Source organism: Dyella acidisoli, from assembly GCF_030160295.1.
Taxonomy (GTDB): domain Bacteria; phylum Pseudomonadota; class Gammaproteobacteria; order Xanthomonadales; family Rhodanobacteraceae; genus Dyella_B; species Dyella_B acidisoli.
The window spans coordinates 321,051-342,031 of sequence record NZ_BSOB01000017.1 but is presented as its reverse complement, the minus strand read 5'-3'; the positions used below and the strand labels follow the sequence as shown (position 1 = coordinate 342,031).

The 20,981-nt window shown below is 58.8% G+C and carries 17 protein-coding genes and 1 pseudogene; 9 read left to right on the top strand and 9 right to left on the bottom strand.

Annotated elements, in window-relative coordinates:
• Positions 1 to 34: 34 nt before the first annotated feature.
• Entirely contained in the window at positions 35 to 442 is a 408-nt protein-coding gene (locus QQJ86_RS10780) for a DUF3301 domain-containing protein (protein ID WP_284320941.1), read from the top strand.
• Here the strand turns inward: QQJ86_RS10780 and cycA are convergent.
• The 6 genes from cycA to petA form a co-directional block, all read right to left on the bottom strand.
• On the bottom strand, positions 439 to 1,842 hold the full coding sequence (gene cycA / locus QQJ86_RS10775; RefSeq protein ID WP_284320940.1) for a D-serine/D-alanine/glycine transporter: 1,404 nt from the start codon (positions 1,840 to 1,842) through the stop codon (positions 439 to 441). The two genes, QQJ86_RS10780 and cycA, sit on opposite strands and share 4 nt — an antisense overlap.
• A 218-nt stretch (positions 1,843 to 2,060) precedes the next feature.
• Positions 2,061 to 2,486, bottom strand: coding sequence for a ClpXP protease specificity-enhancing factor (locus QQJ86_RS10770; RefSeq protein WP_284320939.1), 426 nt, complete (start codon positions 2,484 to 2,486; stop codon positions 2,061 to 2,063).
• A 261-nt stretch (positions 2,487 to 2,747) separates the two neighbouring features.
• Entirely contained in the window at positions 2,748 to 3,374 is a 627-nt protein-coding gene (locus tag QQJ86_RS10765; RefSeq protein WP_284320938.1) for a glutathione S-transferase N-terminal domain-containing protein, read from the bottom strand.
• Between the two features lie 86 nt (positions 3,375 to 3,460).
• A complete protein-coding gene (locus QQJ86_RS10760; RefSeq protein WP_284320937.1) occupies positions 3,461 to 4,201 on the bottom strand; it encodes a cytochrome c1 in 741 nt (246 codons plus the stop codon).
• Positions 4,194 to 5,498, bottom strand: a complete 1,305-nt coding sequence (locus QQJ86_RS10755; RefSeq protein ID WP_284320936.1) for a cytochrome b — start codon at positions 5,496 to 5,498, stop codon at positions 4,194 to 4,196. Before QQJ86_RS10755 ends, QQJ86_RS10760 begins: the two co-directional genes overlap by 8 nt.
• The gene (gene petA, locus QQJ86_RS10750; RefSeq protein ID WP_284320935.1) at positions 5,498 to 6,103 is read right to left on the bottom strand and encodes a ubiquinol-cytochrome c reductase iron-sulfur subunit; all 606 of its coding nucleotides are present in this window, start codon (positions 6,101 to 6,103) and stop codon (positions 5,498 to 5,500) included. Before petA ends, QQJ86_RS10755 begins: the two co-directional genes overlap by 1 nt.
• A 237-nt stretch (positions 6,104 to 6,340) precedes the next feature.
• Here petA and QQJ86_RS10745 point away from each other — a divergent pair, with 237 nt between their 5' ends.
• Positions 6,341 to 7,552 carry a trypsin-like peptidase domain-containing protein gene (locus QQJ86_RS10745; RefSeq protein WP_284320934.1) on the top strand — a complete coding sequence of 404 codons (1,212 nt, stop codon included), beginning with the start codon at positions 6,341 to 6,343 and terminating at the stop codon, positions 7,550 to 7,552.
• A gap of 231 nt (positions 7,553 to 7,783) precedes the next feature.
• On the opposite strand, the gene QQJ86_RS10740 is transcribed toward QQJ86_RS10745, so the two are convergent.
• Positions 7,784 to 8,800, bottom strand: a complete 1,017-nt coding sequence (locus tag QQJ86_RS10740; protein ID WP_284320933.1) for a lytic transglycosylase domain-containing protein — start codon at positions 8,798 to 8,800, stop codon at positions 7,784 to 7,786.
• Between the two features lie 417 nt (positions 8,801 to 9,217).
• Here QQJ86_RS10740 and miaB point away from each other — a divergent pair, with 417 nt between their 5' ends.
• The 7 genes and pseudogenes from miaB to corA all read left to right on the top strand — a co-directional run bounded on the left by miaB (position 9,218) and on the right by corA (position 16,622).
• Entirely contained in the window at positions 9,218 to 10,561 is a 1,344-nt protein-coding gene (miaB, locus tag QQJ86_RS10735) for a tRNA (N6-isopentenyl adenosine(37)-C2)-methylthiotransferase MiaB (protein ID WP_284320932.1), read from the top strand.
• 194 nt (positions 10,562 to 10,755) lie between these two features.
• Positions 10,756 to 11,295: a GNAT family N-acetyltransferase gene (locus QQJ86_RS10730; protein WP_284320931.1), complete on the top strand. Its 540-nt coding sequence runs from the start codon at positions 10,756 to 10,758 to the stop codon at positions 11,293 to 11,295.
• 84 nt (positions 11,296 to 11,379) lie between these two features.
• Positions 11,380 to 12,399: a PhoH family protein gene (locus tag QQJ86_RS10725; protein ID WP_284320930.1), complete on the top strand. Its 1,020-nt coding sequence runs from the start codon at positions 11,380 to 11,382 to the stop codon at positions 12,397 to 12,399.
• Between the two features lie 5 nt (positions 12,400 to 12,404).
• Positions 12,405 to 12,866, top strand: a complete 462-nt coding sequence (gene ybeY / locus QQJ86_RS10720) for an rRNA maturation RNase YbeY (protein ID WP_284320929.1) — start codon at positions 12,405 to 12,407, stop codon at positions 12,864 to 12,866.
• Positions 12,867 to 13,058: 192 nt separating this feature from the next.
• Positions 13,059 to 13,898 (top strand): CorC family transporter, encoded by an 840-nt coding sequence (locus tag QQJ86_RS10715; RefSeq protein ID WP_284320928.1) that lies wholly within the window; start codon positions 13,059 to 13,061, stop codon positions 13,896 to 13,898.
• A 332-nt stretch (positions 13,899 to 14,230) separates the two neighbouring features.
• Positions 14,231 to 15,448 carry a lipoprotein N-acyltransferase Lnb domain-containing protein gene (locus tag QQJ86_RS10710; protein WP_284320927.1) on the top strand — a complete coding sequence of 406 codons (1,218 nt, stop codon included), beginning with the start codon at positions 14,231 to 14,233 and terminating at the stop codon, positions 15,446 to 15,448.
• Positions 15,449 to 15,652: 204 nt separating this feature from the next.
• Positions 15,653 to 16,622, top strand: a pseudogene (corA, locus tag QQJ86_RS10705) (magnesium/cobalt transporter CorA).
• A 75-nt stretch (positions 16,623 to 16,697) separates the two neighbouring features.
• Here the strand turns inward: corA and QQJ86_RS10700 are convergent.
• Positions 16,698 to 18,674: an acyltransferase family protein gene (locus QQJ86_RS10700; RefSeq protein ID WP_284320925.1), complete on the bottom strand. Its 1,977-nt coding sequence runs from the start codon at positions 18,672 to 18,674 to the stop codon at positions 16,698 to 16,700.
• A gap of 120 nt (positions 18,675 to 18,794) precedes the next feature.
• Positions 18,795 to 20,927, bottom strand: a complete 2,133-nt coding sequence (locus QQJ86_RS10695; RefSeq protein ID WP_284320924.1) for an alpha/beta hydrolase family protein — start codon at positions 20,925 to 20,927, stop codon at positions 18,795 to 18,797.
• Between the last annotated feature and the right edge of the window lie 54 nt (positions 20,928 to 20,981).

The following is a 20,981-nucleotide window of genomic DNA, read 5'->3' as shown; positions in this document are numbered from 1 at the left end:
TGCAGCCAGCTCCGGTCGCCCACACACTGCGGGTATGGGCGACCTCACTACCCTCCTGCTGCTGCTCGTGCTGCTGGCCATCGCCGGCACTTGGCTGGTATTGAGCCGCGCACGCGACCGCGCCATCCAAGAGGCGCGCTGGCGCTGCAAACAACACGGCCTGCAACTACTGGACGAAACCGTCGGCCTGAGCGGAGTGCGCCTGCGTCGCCTCAATGACCGCCGAGTGCTGGAGCGCCGTTACAGCTTCGAGGTGAGCATCGACGGCGACGATCGCGAAGCCGGTCATCTATGGATGATCGGCAACGCGCTTACCGCGTTGATCCTACCCACCATCGAGTTGTATATGCCAGAACATGCAACGCCCGAAACGACAACGACTGAAGGCGGAAACGTGGTGCCGTTTCAGCGCCAGCATCGCGACCGGGATATCCGGCACTAACCCTCTTCGCGGACCGGTGCCGTGGTGACGGTAGCGCGCCGCCCCTTCCACCAGTAGCCGATCGCGAGCAGCACAAACCACACCGGACTCGCCAACAAGGCCTGACGCGTATCCGCCTGCAGCGTCAACAGCCACAGGACGAACGCGAAGAAGACCAGGCACGCCCAGCACATCACTACGCCACCCGGCATCTTGTAGCGCGAAGCCGCATGCAAGTGCGGCCGCTTACGCCGGTAAGCCATGTACGCGATCAGGATCAGCGACCACACAAACATGAAGAGCACGGCCGAAAGCGTAGTGACCAGGGTAAACGCCGTCACCAGATTAGGTACCACGTAGACCAGCATCGCGCCGGCTAGCAGACACACGCACGAAAACAACAGGCCATGTGAAGGCACCGCCGAGCGCGACAGACGCGCAAACATACCTGGCGCGTGATTCTCTTCAGCCAAACCGTAGAGCATGCGGCTGGTAGAAAAAATGCCACTGTTGGCCGATGACGTGGCCGACGTCAGCACCACGAAGTTGATCAGGCTGGCTGCAGCGGGAATGCCCGCCAACAGGAAGAGTTCCACGAACGGACTCTTGCCCGGCTGCACCAGGCGCCACGGCGTAACCGTCATGATCACCACCAGCGCCAGCACGTAGAACAGAATGATGCGCACCGGAATGGAGTTGATCGCCTTGGGCAGATTGCGTGTGGGATCAGCCGTTTCTGCCGCCGTCGTACCTACCAACTCGATGCCCACGAAGGCGAACACCGCAATCTGGAAACCCGCGAAGAAGCCACCCACACCTTTAGGGAACAAACCGCCGTCATTCCACAGATTCGCCAGCAAAGCATGATGACCGGACGGCGACTGAAACCCGAACACGATCATGCAGAAACCAGTGACGATCAAGGCGATGATCGCCACGATCTTGATCAGCGCAAACCAGAACTCCAGCTCACCAAACACGCGCACCGCTGTGAGATTCAAGCTGAGCAGCAACAGCACGCAGAGCACGGCGGGAATCCACGGCATGAGTCCGGGAAACCAGAACTGCGCATAAGACGCAATGGCGATCACGTCCGCGATGGCCGTGACAATCCAGCAGAACCAATACGTCCAACCACAGAAGAAACCGGCCCAAGGCCCGAGCAAATCCGTGGAGAAGTCGATGAACGACTTGTACTCCAGATTCGAGAGCAACAACTCACCCATCGCCCGCATGACGAAGAACAGCATCACGCCGATGATCAGATACACCAGCAGGATCGAAGGCCCGGCCAGGCTGATCGTCTTGCCCGATCCCATGAATAGGCCGGTACCAATGGCGCCACCGATGGCGATCAGCTGCAGGTGACGGTTGGACAGGCTGCGGCGTAGGTGATCCGGGTGTTCGTGGGCGGCGGACATGCGGAGCGGCTTGTAGGAGAAAGCCGATACCTTAGAGGAAATGCTGAGGTGGGGCTATCTAGATGCGCAGCAAATAAACCTCAGATCGTCGTCCCGGCGAAGGCCGGGACCCAGCGACTTTGCTTCGAGTTCAAGTCACTGGACCCCGGCCTTCGCCGGGGCGACGAGTCTGAGGAGTTTTCCCGGAATCCCTGTGAATCGAGTAGCCTGCGAATGGACTACTTCACCACCCGCAAATGCGACCCGCCCCGCTTCGGCTTGTCACCATCGCCCGAAGGCGGCTCCGGCTCAGGCGGCGACGGCGGCGTATCGGTCGGCGGCTCGCCGCCTTCTTCCTCATCCGCGGGAAACATCATGCCCTGCCCGTTTTCCTGAGCGTACAAAGCCAGCACAGCGGGCACAGGAATCTGGATGCTGTGACTGACGCCAGAGAAACGCGCCTGGAAGCTGATCCATTCGTTGCCCAAGTCCAGGTTGGCAACAGCACGCATCGCCAGATTGAGCACCACCTGCCCGTTCTTGATCACATGTGGCGGTACACGCACACCTTGGCGGGTGGCATCCACCAGCATGTAGGGCGTGAGATTGTTGTCGCTGATCCAATCGTAGATCGCCCGCAACAAGTACGGGCGGTTGGAACTCATATTCGGTTGTTGCTGGCTAGTCAACTAAGGGTGCTCTGACCGATTTTGCGTGAACGTCACCGGCTCTGTCTGTTCGCAGACCACAGGGTCATCGGCGAAGGCAGACTGGCTGGCTGTCGAGACGATGGACCGAAGGGTATGCGGACAGACGGAGCCGGCCCCGACGTATTGAATGAGAAATGATGGGGTGATGTCCAGAAGGCCCGCAGCCTGCGCCGCGCAACACGCTCTGCGAGCCTTCTGGACATCATGCCGTATCGGTCAGAGCGCCCTTAGAGCCTTTTCCTCGGGCGTCAGACTGCGGGCGTACCCCTGACTGTGGAACAGGCGCTCGCCGTAATCCATGATTGGTTTCCCTTCGCGCCCCAAATCCACCCCCAACGAAGGGAGCCGCCAGACCACGGGGGTCACCAGGCAGTCAGCCAGGCTCATTTCCGGGTTGAGGAAAAACTTCGACACTTTGAATAACGGCAGCGCCGTCAGCAGCTGTTCGCGCAGTCTTTTACGTGCCGCGTCGGCCGGACGACCACCCGCCTTGATGTGCTCGATTTCCGGCAACCAATCCCGCTCGATGCGCACCGCCGCCAGCCGCAATCGGGCACGCGAGAGGGGATCAATCGGCATCAGCGGTGGATGGGGGTAGCGCTCGTCCAGGTATTCGCACACCACTGAGGTGTCATAGAGCGTGAGTTCGCGATCGACCAGGGTCGGCAGGCTGTGGTACGGATTGAGATCGAGTAAGTCTTGCTGCGGCTTGGCCGGATCAACCACGATCAAGTCGTAGGTAACTCCCTTTGCTGCCAGCACCAATCGTACGCGATGGCATTGGATGTCATCGGCAGCGGAATACAGGGCGAGTACCGTCCGGGAACGAGCGTTCTGGACCATGCACGTTTCTCCCCTTGAGTTTGGCCGCAAGGATGGCGTGCGCCACCCCGAGGCCACAAGTCCCTTCGTTTCTTTTTAAAAGGACGTCAGTGGACGTCCTTCCAATATTCTTTCTTGAGCAAGGATGCAAGGAAGGTGAAGCCCAGCAGGAACAGCACTACCCAGATGCCGTAGTGCCGCCGCTGCAAAGCCGCCGGCTCGGAGACGTATTCCAGGAAGTTAGTGACGTCGCGCGCAGCCTGCTGGTACTGCTCGGGCGAAAGCTTACCCGGGTGGAGCAGTGTGAGCTTTTCGATCTGCGGATCGTCGCCGGGCGTGGCCGGCTTCATCACCGGCACCTGCGTACCCTGCAGCTCCCACAACGGGAACGGCATGGCTGCATTGGGCAGCACGGTGTTGTTCCAGCCGATCGGGCTCTTGGGGTCCAAGTAGAACGAATTAAGGTAACCGAACACCCAATCCGCACCCTTGGCCGATACTTCCAGCGAGAGATCCGGCGGCGCTTTTCCGAAGAATTTTTGCGCGTCGTCGGCCGGCATGTGCGAGATCACCTGATCGCCGAACTTGCCGCCGGTGAAGTTGAGGTTCTTCATCACGTCGTCCTCGGTCAAGCCGAGGTCGTCCGCGATGCGCTCATAGCGGATGTACTTGAGCGAATGGCAGCCCACGCAGTAGTTGAAGAAGATGTGCGCGCCACGCTGCAGCGATGCCGTATCGCGAATGTTGGTGCCGGCGGCTGGCAGTTCCGGACCTTCTGCCATCACCGCCGTGGTGCCCAGCAGCAGGCCGAACGCCAGCGCAAAAATGGAGATGTAGCGCTTAGTCATGGGTCGTCACCCGTTCCGGAACCGGCTTGGTCTTTTCCCAGCCAAGATGCGTGTACAGCCACAGGAATACGAAGAACCCGAAGTAGATCAGCACCATGATGCGACCGAACAAATTCTCGATGCCGGTTACGTCGGCACTCGCGCCGAACAACGTCGGAATCAGGTCGGCGGTGGAATCGGTACCGATCAAGACCAACCCAAAGAACGCCAGCACGAACAAGGCCAACGCCACCTTGTAGCCGGTGCCACGATAGCGGATGGATTTCACCTTGCCGGCATCGATCCAAGGCATCAGGAACAACAGCACGATTGCGCCGAACATACCCAGCACGCCCCACACCGCGGTGCCCATGGCCGAAGGAATCATGCGCACGATCGCGTAGAACGCGGTGAAGTACCACACCGGCTTGATTTGCGCGGGTGTCACCAGGTTGTTCGCCGGAATCGAGTTGTCGTGCTCGAGGAACCAGCCACCAAACGTCGGCTGGAAGAAGATGATGAAAGCGGCGATGGCCAGGAACAGCCCCACCCCCACCATGTCCTTCACCGTGTAGTACGGATGGAACGGAATGCCGTCGGCGGGCTTGGTGGGATCCCAGCGATTGCCTTTCGGTCCGTGCTTTACATCCACGCCATCCGGATTGTTCGAACCTACTTCATGCAGCGCAGCCAGGTGCAGCACCACCAGCAACAGCAGCACGAGCGGCAACGCGATCACGTGCAACGCGAAGAAACGATTGAGCGTGGCGTCCGCAGGCAAGTAATCGCCCATGATCCACTCGACCAGATCCTTGCCGATCACCGGAATGGTGCCGAACAACGACACGATGACCTTCGCACCCCAGAACGACATATTGCCCCACGGCAACACGTAGCCCATGAAGGCTTCGGCCATCAGCACCAGGAAGATCAGCATGCCCAGCAGCCATACCAGCTCACGCGGCTTCTGGTACGAGCCGTACATGAGGCCGCGGAACATGTGCAGATAAACCACCACGAAGAACAGCGACGCACCCGTGGAATGCATGTAGCGGATCAGCCAACCCCACTCCACGTCGCGCATGATGTACTGCACCGAGTCGAACGCACCGCTCGCGCTCGGGTCGTAGTTCATCGTGAGGAAGATACCGGTGACGATCTGGTTGACCAGCACCAGCAAAGCGAGCGAACCGAAGTAATACCAGATGTTGAAGTTCTTCGGCGCGTAATACTCGGTCATGTGCTTGCGGTACACGGGCATCAGGCCCGGCGCACGCTCATTGACCCATTCACCGATGTTCGAGAAGACGTTCGCCATTACGCTGCCCCTTCCGCATCCACGCCGATTTGCACGGTGGTGTCATCGACAAAGTGATAAGGCGGAATCGCCATGTTCTTCGGCGCAGGCACGCCTTGATAGACGCGGCCGGCCATGTCGTAGCGCGAGTGATGGCAGGGGCAGTAGTAGCCACCTTGCCAATTCGGATCGAACGGCTCGGGCTTCATTTCGCCCACGAAGTCGGGCACGCAACCCAAGTGCGTGCAGATGCCGATCATCACCAACCATTCCGGCTTGATGGAGCGGGTTTCGTTCTGCGCGTACTTGGGCTGCTGGTCAGCGGAAGCGCCGTCGGACTTCGGATCGACCAGACGAAGATCTTGCTTGGACAGCGACGCCAACTGCGTAGGCGTGCGATTGACAATGAATACTGGAAGGCTGCGCCAGGCCACAATCAACTGCTGGCCGGGCTCGATCTTCTTAAGTGACTGCGTAACGGGGGCGCCGGCGGCCTTAGCTCTTGCACTGGGTTCCCACGACTTGATGAAAGGCACAGCTGCCGCCACTACGCCCACTCCTCCCACTACAGCAGTAGTCGTGGTGAGAAAGCGGCGGCGGCCTTGATCGACGACTTCGTTCGCCATCAGGCTCTCCGGTACTTGCATGCCATTGACACTACAGAAACCAGATTCTGCTGTTGCGGACGAGAAAAAATGCGCTGTTCGCCGACCGCCCCAGGATCGTGCCCCTGCAAAAAATCGCGTTACCTACAAAAATCGCGTTAGTCTAGCCTAAGGTATAAACCCTACAATAAATCGGTTTGTGCGGTCACGCCGCTCTGCCACACTCTCGCACTTGCCTTCCTCAGACTGCATTACGACATGAAGCATGCCGCCGGCATCGTCGCCTTTGTTGCCCGATTCGTCGTACTCGGGTTGGCGATCGCGTTCGTGATCAGTCTGATCTGGCCCGGCGTCGGCGATCGTTTGCGCGCACGCTTCGGTTTGCAGCACGAGTCCATTCCAACAGCGAGTGCGCCGGCAACACAGACCTCCGTCGCGCCCGCTTCCTACGCCGATGCCGTTGCCAAGGCAGCGCCATCCGTGGTCAACATCTACGCCAACAAGATCGTGACCGAGCAAGCCGTGCGCATGTTCACCGATCCGTTGATGCAGCAACTGTTCGGCGGCACACCCATCGGCACGGTGAAACGTCGCGAACAGAATCTTGGTTCCGGCGTCATCGTCAGCGCAGACGGCTACGTGCTCACCAACAATCACGTGATCGCCCATGCCGACGACATCCAGGTGCTGCTGTACGACGGACGCGTCGCCAAGGCGAAGCTGGTCGGTGCCGATGAGGAAACGGATCTGGCCGTGCTGAAGATCCTCGACGCCGGCAACCTTCCGGTGATCCAGATGGCCGATCCAAAAAAACTGCGCGTGGGTGACGTGGTGCTCGCCATCGGCAACCCGCTCAATCTCAATCAGACCGTGACCATGGGCATCATCAGTGCCATCGGCCGTCAGTTGAGCAACAGCAGTCCGGAAGATTTCATCCAGACCGATGCCGCGATCAACCTCGGCAACTCCGGTGGTGCGCTGGTCAACAGCAACGGTGACCTGGTCGGTATCAACACCCTCCTCATCGGTAAGGCAGCTAACGCGGAGGGTATCGGTTTTGCCATTCCCGTCGATACAGCCACCAACGTACTGCGACAATTAATCGCAACCGGCCACGTGATCCGCGGCTGGCTGGGCGCCAACTACGGCTTCGTGCCGGTGGCCGCCGATAGCGGCCTCCCCGCCGCCGCCGCACGCGGCGCACAAGTCACCGACGTCACCCCCGGCACACCGGCTGCCACAGCCGGGCTACAACCACGCGACGTGCTGCTACGTTTGGGCGATGACGACATCCGCGATCCGGCCGACCTCAGCCGTCGCGAAGCCGCGTTGAAGCCGGGCAGCAAAGTGGAAGTCTCCGGCCTGCGCAACGGCGTGCCGTTCCACGTGCTGGTACACGTGGTCCAACGACCGCCGCAGATGCCCACGGCGAGCTCGGCAGCAAACAGCGGAAGCAATATCGAAGGCTAAGTGCTCTACTCCCTCTCCCCTCTGGGGAGAGGGTTGGGGTGAGGGGCCAACCTCGCGCTAAAGCCACCCTTTTGCCTCACCGCCATTCCGGCGAAGGCCGGAATCCAGTCCAAATAAACCGCGCGAAGCACACAAAACTATTGGTACGGAGTGCTTCGCACAACGTGTTTACACTGGATTCCGGCCTTCGCCGGAATGACGGCGAGATAAAATCAAACCGAGTGGCGAGCTTCAAAGACTCGCCAACGGCGGATGCAGCGCCTTCGTATACCGCTGCAACAACTCACCCACGCGTTGCACATACACCTGCGTCTCCGCAAACGGCGGCACACCGTTGTAGTGCTGCACGGCGCCGGGGCCGGCGTTGTAGGCAGCGGCCGCAAGACGTGCATCGCCGTTGAAGTTCTTCATCAGCAAGCTGAGATAGCGCGCGCCGCCGCGGATGTTCTGCGCAGGATCGAAAGCATCCAGTACGCCCATGTCGTTGGCAGTGCCCGGCATCAATTGCATCAACCCTTGCGCGCCCTTGAGCGACATCGCGCGCGGATTGAACGCGCTTTCGGCGTGGATAATCGCGCGGATCAACGCTTCGTCCACGCCCGATTCCACGCTCGCATCGCGGATCACATCCTTGTACGCGTCCAGATTTAGCGCCACCGAACCCCAGTTGATGGTCGAATGCAGATTGCACGCCATGCAAGTGGCGATGTAGCTGAAAAGACGCGTGACGTTGTTGGCCTGCCCGCCCGCCGGCGGAATATTGGTGTATTCCACACTGCCGTCGCGATGCACCACCCGATACACGGCACCGCGCAACACGCGGTTGTCCGGCGAATCCGCCCCACCGATGGTGGCCAGCTGGGCAAGCTGGCTGTCGCGCGATTCGCTATAGGTCCATTGTCCGCGCTTGCCGGGAGAGGAAAGTGGCGCCACGCGAGCCGTCGTTTCCACACCAGCTTCCACCCGGTCCAGCGACACGACGATGGGCGCAATGGGCGTGGCCGTGGTTTCCACCCAACCGGTGACCCAAGCCAGCGAAGCGATCGGGTTGGAAGCCACTCGCCTTGGCCCCGCATGCGGCGAGGGCGCGGCAAACGTCGCCACCTGCTGGCATTCCCGATAACCCGCCTTGCTGCTGGTAAACACCACCTCGCCTTGCGACCCGGCGCAGCGATAGAGCACGCCGGCTTGAACGGGCCGCGCTGCCAACAGCAGGCCGCACCCCAGCATCACCAGCAGGAGGGACATCAAAAACGCAGGGAGACGACCGCGGCCTCCCCTTTGGCGTACGGCGGCAAACATGGCCGGCAGTTTGCGCCCATGCCCGGCTTACGCCAAGCATGAATTGGCGAATTCGTGTGCCAGAACATGGATATAGGCATCACTTAAGCTCAAGCCCCCTCTCCCCTCCGGGGAGAGGGCTGGGGTGAGGGGTAAAGGCTTGCAAGAAACTCCAACAATACGTGCAAGCCAGTTTTTGATCCTTGCCGCAATCACCCATCTAGCGAGGTTGCCCCCTCACCCCGACCCTCTCCCCGAAGGGGAGAGGGAGCTTGAGGCTGCCGCAAGTCCTTGATCCGTCTGTAGCACCCCACCAACCACACGCGTACAATGTGCGGTTCGACGCATTCCGCATCGCCCTCCGATTCCACGGTACACGACGCCATGAGCGGCAAGCTTTTCATCAAGACCCACGGCTGCCAGATGAACGAGTACGACTCGGCCAAAATGGCCGACGTGCTGAAAGCGTCGCATGGCCTGGAACTAACCCAGGATGAATCGGAAGCGGACGTGATCCTGGTCAACACCTGCTCGATCCGCGAAAAGGCGCAAGAGAAAGTCTTCAGCCAGCTCGGCCGCTGGCGCGAATACAAGCAAGGCGGCAAACCCGTGCTGATCGGCGTGGGTGGCTGCGTGGCCTCGCAGGAAGGCGAGGCAATTCTGAAGCGCGCACCGTTCGTGGACTTGGTGTTCGGCCCGCAAACCCTGCACCGCTTGCCTGAGCTGATCGAAGCCAAGCGCGCCACCGGTAAGCCGCAGGTGGACATCAGCTTCCCAGAAATCGAAAAGTTCGACCGCCTGCCCGAACCACGGGCCGAAGGCCCCACTGCCTTCGTATCGATCATGGAAGGCTGCTCCAAATACTGCAGCTATTGCGTGGTGCCCTACACCCGCGGCGAAGAGATCAGCCGTCCGTTCGACGACGTACTGGTGGAAGTGGCACAGCTCGCCGGACAAGGCGTGCGCGAGGTGATCCTGCTGGGTCAGAACGTGAACGCCTATCGCGGCCCCACGCACGATGGCGGCACGGCGGACTTAGCGGTACTGATCCACGCCATCGCACAGATCGAAACCATCGGCCGCATCCGCTTCACTACCTCGCATCCGCTGGAATTCTCCGATTCGCTGATCGAGGCATATGCGAACGTGCCAAAGTTGGCAAACTTCCTGCACCTGCCCGTGCAAGCCGGTTCGGATCGCATTCTCACAGCGATGAAGCGCGGCTACACCGCGTTGGAATTCAAGCAGAAGATCCGCAAGCTGCGCGCGGTGCGTCCGGACATCTGCATCTCTTCCGATTTCATCGTCGGGTTCCCCGGTGAAACAGATGCGGATTTCGAGAAGACCATGAAGCTGATCGACGACGTCGGCTTCGACCAGAGCTTCTCCTTCATCTTCTCCGCACGCCCTGGCACGCCTGCCGCGAACCTCGCCGATGACACAATGGCATCAGTGAAGAGCGAACGCCTGACGCGCCTGCAGGCCGTGCTCAACGAGAATGCCCGCAAGATCAACGAAGCGATGGTCGGTACAGTGCAGCGCGTACTGGTGGAAAAGCCCAGCAAGAAAAACGCGAACGAGCTCACCGGCCGCACCGAGAACATGCGCTACGTGAACTTCCCCGGCCACGCCCGACTGATCGGTCAATTCGTGGACGTGATCATCACCGAAGCGATGACCAACTCGCTGCGTGGACGTGTTGCCGGCGTGGATAGCGAAGCGGCTTGATTCGGTTCTTACAGCGCCAGAAATTACAGTCCAGCGTATAGGATGTACCTCCTCAGGTCGTCATTCCCGCGAAGGCGGGAATCCATCTTGCCCTTTGGCGGAAAGCTAAAATGGATTCCCGCTTTCGCGGGAATGACGGCAAGGAAACAAACGGCATCGTTGCAAGAAATGCAGCCTGCGCGTAGGAAGGGACAATGACCAGCGTCTTGCATCCACAGAACCCAGCACTCATACACCTAGTGCCCTTCGAGGCGCATCACGCCGCCGCCGTCGGTCAACTCATCGTATCCATCCAGCGCGAAGAATTCGGTTTTGATATCGATTTGGAACGTCAACCTGATCTTTCCGCGATCCCCACGTATTACCAGCAGGGCACCGGCAATTTCTGGGTAGCGCTGGATCAGGAAAAGGTCGTCGGCACCATCGCATTGAAAGACATCGGCCATTACGGCGTGGCGTTACGCAAGATGTTCGTGGCCGCAGAGTATCGCGGCACCGCATGGGGTGTTGCGGCAAAGTTGCTGCATGGCGCGCTGGATTGGGCAAAGCAGCACGCGGTGCAAAGCGTATTCCTGGGCACCACGGATAAATTCCGTGCCGCGCATCGCTTCTACGAAAAACACGGTTTCACATTGATCGACAAAACACTCTTGCCGGCAAGCTTTCCGTTCATGCCGGTTGATACGCGTTTCTATCGCCTCGATCTACAAACAGACGCTTCATCACCGCCGTAAAGTTGGGCTTGGCAACTTTGCTTGCATTGAAGGCACTGGCCCGGCTTTTGCCGGCGTGACGACACACGAAAGAATTCGACATCTATGAACAACGGCTTGAACCAACGCGATTTCTCTCTCGATCCAGAAGACAACGCCCGGCTCGCCAACCTGTGCGGTCCGTTCGACGAACACCTGCGCCAAGTAGAACTGCGCCTGGGCGTGGAGATCGACCACCGCGGCAACCTCTTCCAGGTGATCGGCGAGGAAGCCGCAGCACGCGCCAGCGAAAGAGTGCTGCGCGCACTGTATACCGCCACCGAAAACGAATCGCTCACCGGTGCGAAGATCAACCTGCACCTGGCCGAATCCGGCATCGATGCGATGGTGGAAGAAGCCGCCGAAGGCGCGCAGGAAGTCACCATCAAAGTGAAGCGCGGCGTGATCAAAGGCCGCGGCCCGAACCAAGCGCGCTACCTGCACGCAATCAGTACACACGACATCGGCTTCGGCGTAGGCCCGGCCGGCACCGGCAAAACCTATCTTGCCGTAGCCAGCGCAGTGGAAGCGCTGGAAGCCAACCGCGTGCAGCGCATTCTGCTGGTGCGTCCCGCGGTGGAAGCCGGTGAGAAACTCGGCTTCCTGCCCGGCGATCTGTCGCAAAAAGTCGATCCGTATCTGCGTCCGCTGTACGACGCGCTGTATGAAATGCTCGGTTTCGAAAAGGTCGCCAAGCTGATCGAACGCAACGTGATCGAGATTGCACCGCTCGCCTATATGCGCGGCCGCACGCTCAACGATTCCTATGTAATTCTCGACGAAGCGCAGAACACCACGGTCGAGCAGATGAAGATGTTCCTCACCCGCATCGGCTTCGGCTCAGTGGCTGTCATCACCGGCGACGTCAGCCAGATCGACCTGCCCCGCCATGTGCGCTCCGGTCTACGCCATGCGATTGAAGTGCTGCGCGGCGTAGATGGCATCAGCTTTACGTTTTTCACCTCGCGCGACGTAGTGCGCCATCCACTGGTGGCGAAAATCGTGCGCGCGTACGAGGCGTTTGAAGAAACAGGGAACGGGGAACAGGGAACGGCGAACGCCAACAAACCGGGCCGCGAAGGCTGATCCGCATGACCGAGCCAACGGCCACTGTGCACCTTAGTTATGGCCTTTCGCGCGCCGGCGTGCCAGCGCCCGTCAGCTTCCGCCGCTGGGTGGAAGCTGCCCTGGCCGGTGCACGTCGTCGCCAAGCGGCGGAGCTGTCGATCCGCATCGTGGGTACACGGGAAGGTCGCACCCTCAACCGGACCTACCGGGACAAGGATTACGCCACCAACGTGCTCTCTTTCCCCACGGACCTGCCTGCGGGTGTGCGCCTGCCGCTGCTGGGCGACATCGCCATATGCGCTCCGGTGGTCCGCCGGGAAGCCACCGAACAAGGCAAGCCGGCCGCCGATCACTGGGCTCACCTCACCGTGCACGGCGTACTGCACCTGCTCGGTTACGACCATATCGTCGAAGCAGAGGCAGTGCGGATGGAGGCTCTGGAAACGCGCATTCTCAAGGGCTTAGGCATCTCCAACCCGTACTGAGAGCTGCTCCCTCCCAGCTTGCAGGGGAGGGCTGGGGTGGGGTGAACCCTTGCCTCAAACCTCCCTTTTTCGATCTTGCACCTTTGCGGCGCATCCCCATGTTCAGCGGTACGCCCCCTTTGTCTCTGAACAGCAAAGGATTTTCCGCTAGACTCATTTCCCCGCCCAGCTTGGGCTGTTTTTCCAAGAGTAATGAACGAGGACCCTGGCAGTACCAGCGGCCCGGTCCACCGAAAATGGTGGGATCGACTGGGCCATCTGTTTTCCGGCGAACCGCGCAACCGCGAGGAACTGATCGACGAGTTGCGGACCGCCCAGGCCAACGGCCTGCTGACCGCCGACACCCTTCCCATGCTGGAAGGCGCGCTACGAGTCACCGAGCTCAACGTCGACGACGTGATGGTGCCCCGCGTACAGATCGTAATGATCGACGTGGACTCGCCGCTTCCCGACATCCTTGCCGCCGTGGTGGAATCCGGCCACTCCCGCTTCCCCGTGCACGGTGAAGACAAGGACGACATCCTCGGCATCCTGCTCGCCAAGGATTTGCTCAAGTACTTCGGTAACGGCCACGATTTTGACCTGCGCACCATCCTGCGCCCGGCAGTGCTGATTCCCGAATCGATGCGCCTGAACGTGCTGTTGGCCGAATTCCGCCGCAGCCGCAATCACATGGCGCTGGTGGTAGACGAATACGGCGGCGTCGCCGGCCTCGTCACCATCGAAGACGTGCTGGAAGAAATCGTTGGCGAAATCGACGACGAACACGACGACGAGGAAGAACCCAACCTCGTGCACCCCCAGGCTGAAGGCGAATGGATCGTCGATGCGTTGACGCCCATTGCCGACTTCAACGAAGAAGTAGGCGCCACGTTCTCCGACGAAGAATTCGACACCGTCGGCGGCATGGCCACCGCCGAATTCGGCCACCTGCCGGAAGCGGGCGAAAACATCGCCATCGGCAACTTCGAATTCCACGTGACCCAGGCGGATGACCGGCGCGTGCAGCAGTTCCGCGTCACCCGCCGCTAGCTGCTTTGCACCCTCTCCCCTCCGGGGAGAGAGGGCTGGGGTGAGGGGCCACCCTTGCCACCAAGCTCCCTACTACCTCAGCGTCATTCCGGCGAAGGCCGGAATCCAGTACAAACATGCTGTGCGAAGCACTCGATACAAAGGTTCCGGGTGCTTCGCACGACGTATTTGGACTGGATTCCGGCATGCGCCGGAACGACGGCACGCTAAAGATCAAACCTCAAGGCGAGTCATGTGAATGGCGATGCATGGGTCTAAGGGCGCTTCGTCGAACCACGCAAGTCACACACATCCGCTACCCTAACGCGTCCCCGATAAAGATCGCTCCATCCATGACCAAGGCCGGCCGCATCTTCCTCATCGCCCTCGCCATCCTGTGCAGCACGATCCTCCCCGCGCACGCCGGCGTCGCCGAAGCACCAGGCGAAAAGCTGGAAGTCTCCCTCATCACCTACGGCCCCGGCGACATCTACTGGGAACGCTTCGGCCATGACGCCATCGAACTGCGCGACACCGCCAGCGGCGAAGAAGTGAACTTCAACTACGGCGTTTTCAACTTCGACGAGAAGAACTTCTTCTTCAACTTCGCCCGCGGCCAGATGCACTACCTGATCGACGCCGAAACCACCACCGACGAAGAAAACTTCTACGCCCAAGCCGGCCGTTCCGTCACCAAACAAAAGCTCAATCTCACACCACAACAAGCTGCCGCACTACGCGACTTCCTACTCTGGAATCTGCGCCCCGAAAACGCCGTCTACAACTACGACTACTACATCGACAACTGCACCACGCGCGTACGCGATGCACTCGATCGCGCACTCGGCAGCGTCATCAAAGCGCGCCTAACAAAACTGCCCGGCAGCATGACCTATCGCCAGCAAACCGTACGCCTGATGAGCGCACAACCGTGGCTGATGCTGATCCTCGACCTCGGCCTAGGCCCCTACGCCGACCAACCGCTCAATGCATGGCAAGAAAGCTTTCTGCCGGAAGAACTAGAAAAGAACCTCCGCAGCGTCACCATTTCCGACGGCCACGGCGGCTCCCAACCGCTCGTGCAAAACGAAACCCTACTCTCACCCAATCGCCTCAGCGTCCCACCCGCTACGCCACCCGACTTGCGCATTCCACTCGGCATTGCGGGACTGATCTTCGCAGCATTGATCATTGCAACGTGGCGCTATGCACGCCTCATCTACACGTTACTAGGCAGCGCATTCCTGCTAGTCGCCGGCTTCGTCGGCCTGGTCATGCTGATCCTCTGGACCCTCACCGCACATCATTCCGCGTGGGCCAATGCAAACCTGCTGCTGTTCAACCCACTCGCCTTCATTCTGCTACGCGCGCCATGGCGAGCATACAGCAACATCACTTCTTCACGTTTCGCCAATTACGCATTGCTTCTCCAGCTGATCGCCCTGCTACTCGCCATGCTCATGCACTTGTTGCCCGGCGTCGTGCAGCAAAATCAGCCATGGATTCTGTTCGCTTTACCATGCTGGCTGGCTTTGGCGTGGTCACTACGTCAAACCACACACACCAGATAGCCCTCACAGCCGTCATTCCCGCGAAAGCGGGAATCCATTTTGCTCTTCAGTACCACCTGAAAGTGGATTGGCCCGCTCCACTGTTGTAGAGCGCCTTCGCTTTCGCGGGAATAACGGCCAAATCGCTGCTCGCACAAACGTCGCATAGGATCATCGCCCATGCCTGACACGCCATCTGCCGTCGCAAACCCACCCGCCACCAACATGATCGTCAACTGCGTAGCCTACCGCACCAACGGCACACGCCTGCGCGACATCAGCATCGACGACATCAGCGAAGTATTGAAAGACCCCGACACCTTCGTCTGGGTCGGTCTGCACGAACCTGACAGCGCTCTGCTAGTGAAACTGCAGGAAGAATTCAACCTGCATGACTTAGCCGTGGAAGATGCCCGATGCGCCCACCAACGCACTAAAGTCGAAACCTACGATGACTCACTCTTCATCGTCGTACAAACCGCACAACTCATCAGCGGCCACCTCGCCTTCGGCGAAACCCACATTTTCCTCGGCAAGCGCTACCTCATCACCATCCGCCACGGCGCGTCGCTCTCCTACAAACCTGCACGGTTAAACTGCGAAAAAACGCCCGAACTACTAGCACTCGGCCCCAGCTACGCCCTCTACGGCGTCCTCGACTTCATCGTCGACAACCTGCTCCCCATCGTGCGCGAATTCCGCGAAGAACTGCAGACGCTGGAAACAGACATCTTCTCCAACACCTTCAACCGCGACACCGTCCGCCGCCTCTACGACATGCAGCGAGACCTGATGACCCTGCGCCTCGCCGTCGCGCCCATGCAAGACGTCATCAACCAACTCGTCCGCCTCCACCCCGAACTCATCCAAGACGAACTGCGCGTCTACTTCCGAGACGTTTACGACCACGTCTTCCGCGTGAACGAATCCATCAGCGCCATGCGCGAAATGCTCACCGCCGCCATCAACGTCAACCTTTCCATGGTCTCCTTCGGCCAGAACGAGGTGATGAAAAAGCTCGCCGGCTGGGCGGCCATGCTCGCCGCGCCAACATTGATTACCAGCTGGTCCGGCATGAACTTCATGCATATGCCTGAATTGAGTCAGCCGTGGGCATATCCAGCGATCATGGGCGCAATCGCATGCCTAGTGGGCGGCATCTATTTGATGCCTGAAGCGCGCAAAATGGTTTTGACCATGGTAGCCGACGGCAACTAGTGTGGCCGAGAAGAAATTAGCTCAACCGCTACATATTTGAGTTTGAGCGTGCTCACATGGCTGGCGCATCAGCTCGTAACTGTTTGCCAAGCTCCGGTTCAAGAGATTTCACAAAAGTCGCCGTCATATGCTTCGAGTCTCGGAAGACAACCACACCATTCTGCTCCGCATCGCATACGCTTGCTGCACAGATCTCACTATTCATATCTACCGCATGGACATTCGCAAACTGAGTGGCAGCCGCCTCTAGTGCGGCATAAATCCTATTGCCGGTCGCGTCACTCACTAAGACGCTGCAACTGCCATTACCAAGCAACCATTTAGGGCGAGATGCGTGCTCAGCGAGACAATCGGGACCGTCAAAAGGCAAGCTGGGCGTCGCACGCAATACATAAACTTGCGTCGCCGCCTTGCTGAGCGATCGCATCACACGCGTAGATCCTGTGACCCACTCCTCGGGCGAAAAAAAAGGAGTGGCATCAGAACTCATAATCACTACATCCGGCTTGATTTCATCAATTTTTCTCAATGCAGCATTTCGCCAGGCAGCACATTCCGTGTAGATACGACCTATGCGTGCATAAAAATAAGGATAGTCCACCATGGGACAAGATGACTTGGTAAGCACCAATAAACGCCAGCCTAGGCGATCATAGAGTTGCGATATAGCCGGAAACCACTGACCTGCAATGCTATCCCCCAGCAGCAAGGCAGTATGGGCGGCATGCGCATCGCCAAAGGCACATATCTTTACTTGATCGCTTCTATACCAATCATCACATCCCATTTCATAAATGATTGGCGCATCGATTTGAGAAAGTGCAATTCGCCTCTGCTCACCTCCCTGAGCCACGTCATAGGCATAGTTATACCAATGCAGCAGACAAGTGATGGATAGCACTGCGACTACTACCGCGCACAATGCTGCAGTTCGCTTATGAACCAGCCACCACTGCTGATGTCTGATTGGGCGCTCGATAAAACGATAGGAAGCAACCGCCAATAGCAATGAAACGAGTACATATGCCAATCGATACGAGGCCGTACTGAACCCCGTAAGCGCATGGCCAAGCAGCAAAACCGGCCAATGCCACAAATACCAAGAATACGAAACCCGCCCAATTGCCTGAAAAAGCTTCAGTGACAGCACTCGTTGGACGAACGTTTCGGTACCGCAACTGCCCGATGCAATAGCTAGCGCGGCCCCTATGGTTGGAACCATTGCATACAATCCGGGGTACGGCCTGTTCGAATCGAGCAAGCAACCGGCTCCCAACAACATAACAAGACCAAGCGCACCCAAAACTCCTGCAGTTTTTCCATTTAAGTGACACAAGGCAAGCCATCCGGATCTTTCGCGAAACTCCAACCAAACCAGCGCACCTACCGCGAACTGCCACGCACGAAGCGGCATCATGTAAAAAGCCAGCTGCGGAGATCGGTACGTGAGTGCCCAACAGGCCACCAGACTGACAACCGCGACAGATATCATGCATATCCGCAGCCAACCAAGACTTTGCAAGCCCTTATTGCGCAGGACCAAATAGATCAATGCGGGCCAGACAAGGTAGAACTGTTCTTCCACTCCAAGCGACCACGTATGCAAAAAGATATTCGTGTCGTTTCCTGGCGCAAAGTAATCCAATCTGCTGAACGCAAAGTGGACGTTACTAAGCCATGCGGTGACGCTAATCCCTGTTTGGGCCTGTGTCATTTGCTCCATAGGCGCAAGAACGAGTGCTGCCAACACACCGCTAGCCAACAGCATCACAATCAGTGCGGGAAATAGTCGCCTGAGCCGACGAAGATAGAAATCTGCAAACTTTAGACGTCCTGTATCTGCAATTTCCCTGATGAGCAACCCGGTGATCAGGAACCCCGACAGTACGAAGAAAGCATCGACCCCAACAAACCCTCCACCAAGGCCCGGTACAAGAGCATGGGCGCCGATAACCAAGAGGATGGCAATGGCGCGCAGCCCCTCAACGTCGGCCCGATATCCAAGCCGGTAATCACTACCCGCACTCATACCTTTCCTCTGTCACCTTAATACACCGACACCTGCACACCCAAGTCGACCAAATGGATCAAGCTTTACCGGTTGCACGGATTACTACCCCTCCCAAAAGAGGAAAGGGCAAGAACAGCCCTAAGGCCTATTGGACGATGTGTCTTGCGCCGTCCATTTCTTCAGCCAGGCGTTTACCGTTTCGTGCCACAGCACGCTATTTTGCGGCTTCAATACCCAGTGATTTTCGTCAGGAAAAGTAAGGAACTCGCTCGGGATGCCCTGACGCTGCAGCGCCGTGAAGGCACCTAGGCCCTGTGTAATCGGAATGCGGAAATCATTGCCCGAGTGAACCACTAGCATTGGCACGCGCCAATCCTTCACATGATCGAGCGGATTGAACTTCTCGTAATTCTCAGGCATGTCGAACTGCGGGCCGCCATTTTCATGCTCTTCGAACCATAACTCTTCGGTGGCGTAATACATCATTCGTCCATCAAACACGCCATCGTGATCAACCAGGCACTTCCATGGTTTGTTCCATACGCCGGCAATCCAGTAGGTCATGTAGCCACCGTAGCTGGCTCCGAGCGCGCAAGCACGGTTGCTATCGAGAAAGTTGTACTTATCCAGTGCAGCCTGCCAGCCAAGCTTGAGATCCTCCAGAGGCTTGCCGCCCCAATCGCCTGAGATGGAATCAGTGAATGCCTGACCGTAGCCGGTGGAACCGTGAAAGTTGATGGTGACGACAGCGAAACCCTGGCCCGCGTACGTCTGCGGATTCCAGCGATAGCTCCAGTCGTTGTTCATCGCACCCTGCGGGCCGCCATGGATGATGAAGGCGACCGGGTATTTGTGGCCTACCTTGTAGTTGACCGGCTTTACCACATAGCCCTGCACAGTCTGGCTGTTCCAACCCGGGAAGGTAAAGAACTGCACATCACCCATCTTCGCGTTCTTCAAGCTCATCGCGTTGAAATGCGTGACTTGCTTCAGGTCTTTGCCATCAGTGGCTACGGTGTAGAGATCGGAAGGGTGCTTGAGGTCATCGCGAGCCAAAAGGATACGCTTGTTAGCGACGGAATACGCGCTCACCGATCCGTTATCGACCAGCTTGTCGACCTTGCCACTGACGACGTCCACGGCAAACAGCGGATGCTGTCCTTCGTCATCGGCCGTCACAAACAATGTCTTGCCGTCCGCGCTGATCTGCATACCGCTGGCCGAGCGATCCCAGGAAGGGTCAACCTCCCGGATCGTGCCAGTGGTCAGATCCATCGCCATGATGCCAAAACGATCGGCCTCAAACCCGGGCGTCTTCATGGCGAGGTAGTACAGCGTCTTGCCGTCCGGCGAGGGTATGGGATAGGCATCCCAGGCTTTGTTCGCCGCAGTGAGATTCTGCGGTACAGATGAGCCGTCCGCCGGCACTTTGAACAGATCGAAATTGGTCGACCACGGCTCACTGTTGCCGGCAATGCGCGCATCGAAATACACCGTGTTGCCATCGGGCGAGAACGCGAATTCGCTATCGTCGCCAAATGGCTTGCTGGGGATATCGCCATCAATACCTCTGCTCAGCCAGATCGGCTCGACCGACAGGCTGCCATCTGCGGCGAAGTGGGCAAGATAGAGCTGACTGCGCCGACCATCGGACCAGGTATCCCAGTGCCGTACAAACAGCTTCTTATAGAGCATACCCGTGGACTTGTCCTTGGCGCGGCCGTCGAGGCGCTCCTTGGTGCAGGCCAGGTCGTTGCAGTCGGTGAATACGGCGTAGGAGAGCAGCACGCTTTTGCCATCTGGCGAGAGCTTGTACGCGTCGATATCGAGCTGCCCATGGCTAACCTGCGCCGGCACGGTAGCAGCTGTCAGCTCAGGACCATGCTTGCCAGCAGGAAAATCCAAGCGCCATAGCTGGGCCACCCCATCGGCCTGAGCGATGTAATAGATGCTGTGGCCATCCGGCGACCAGCGCGGAGACGAGCCCTTGACTACCACCTTGATTGGCTTGCTAGCGGATTCGCCCAGGTCCTGCACATATATAGCGTTGATGCCCTTGTTGGCTGCGTAATCGGTACTGCGAACACTGTAGGCAGCGTAGCGAACGTCAGGCGACAACTGCGGATCGCTAACCCGGTCCATCATCACCAGATCATTGATGTTGAAGGGATGCGGCGAATGATCCTCCACGGGCGTTCCGTGGGACGACGTATTCGCCGCGGTCGACATGGCCGGCAAGGCCAACAGCAACGCCGCAAACAAAGGTTTCATGCCAACTCCTCGATAGATGTACGGACTGTGGGGACCACCGAGTGTTACCGGTGC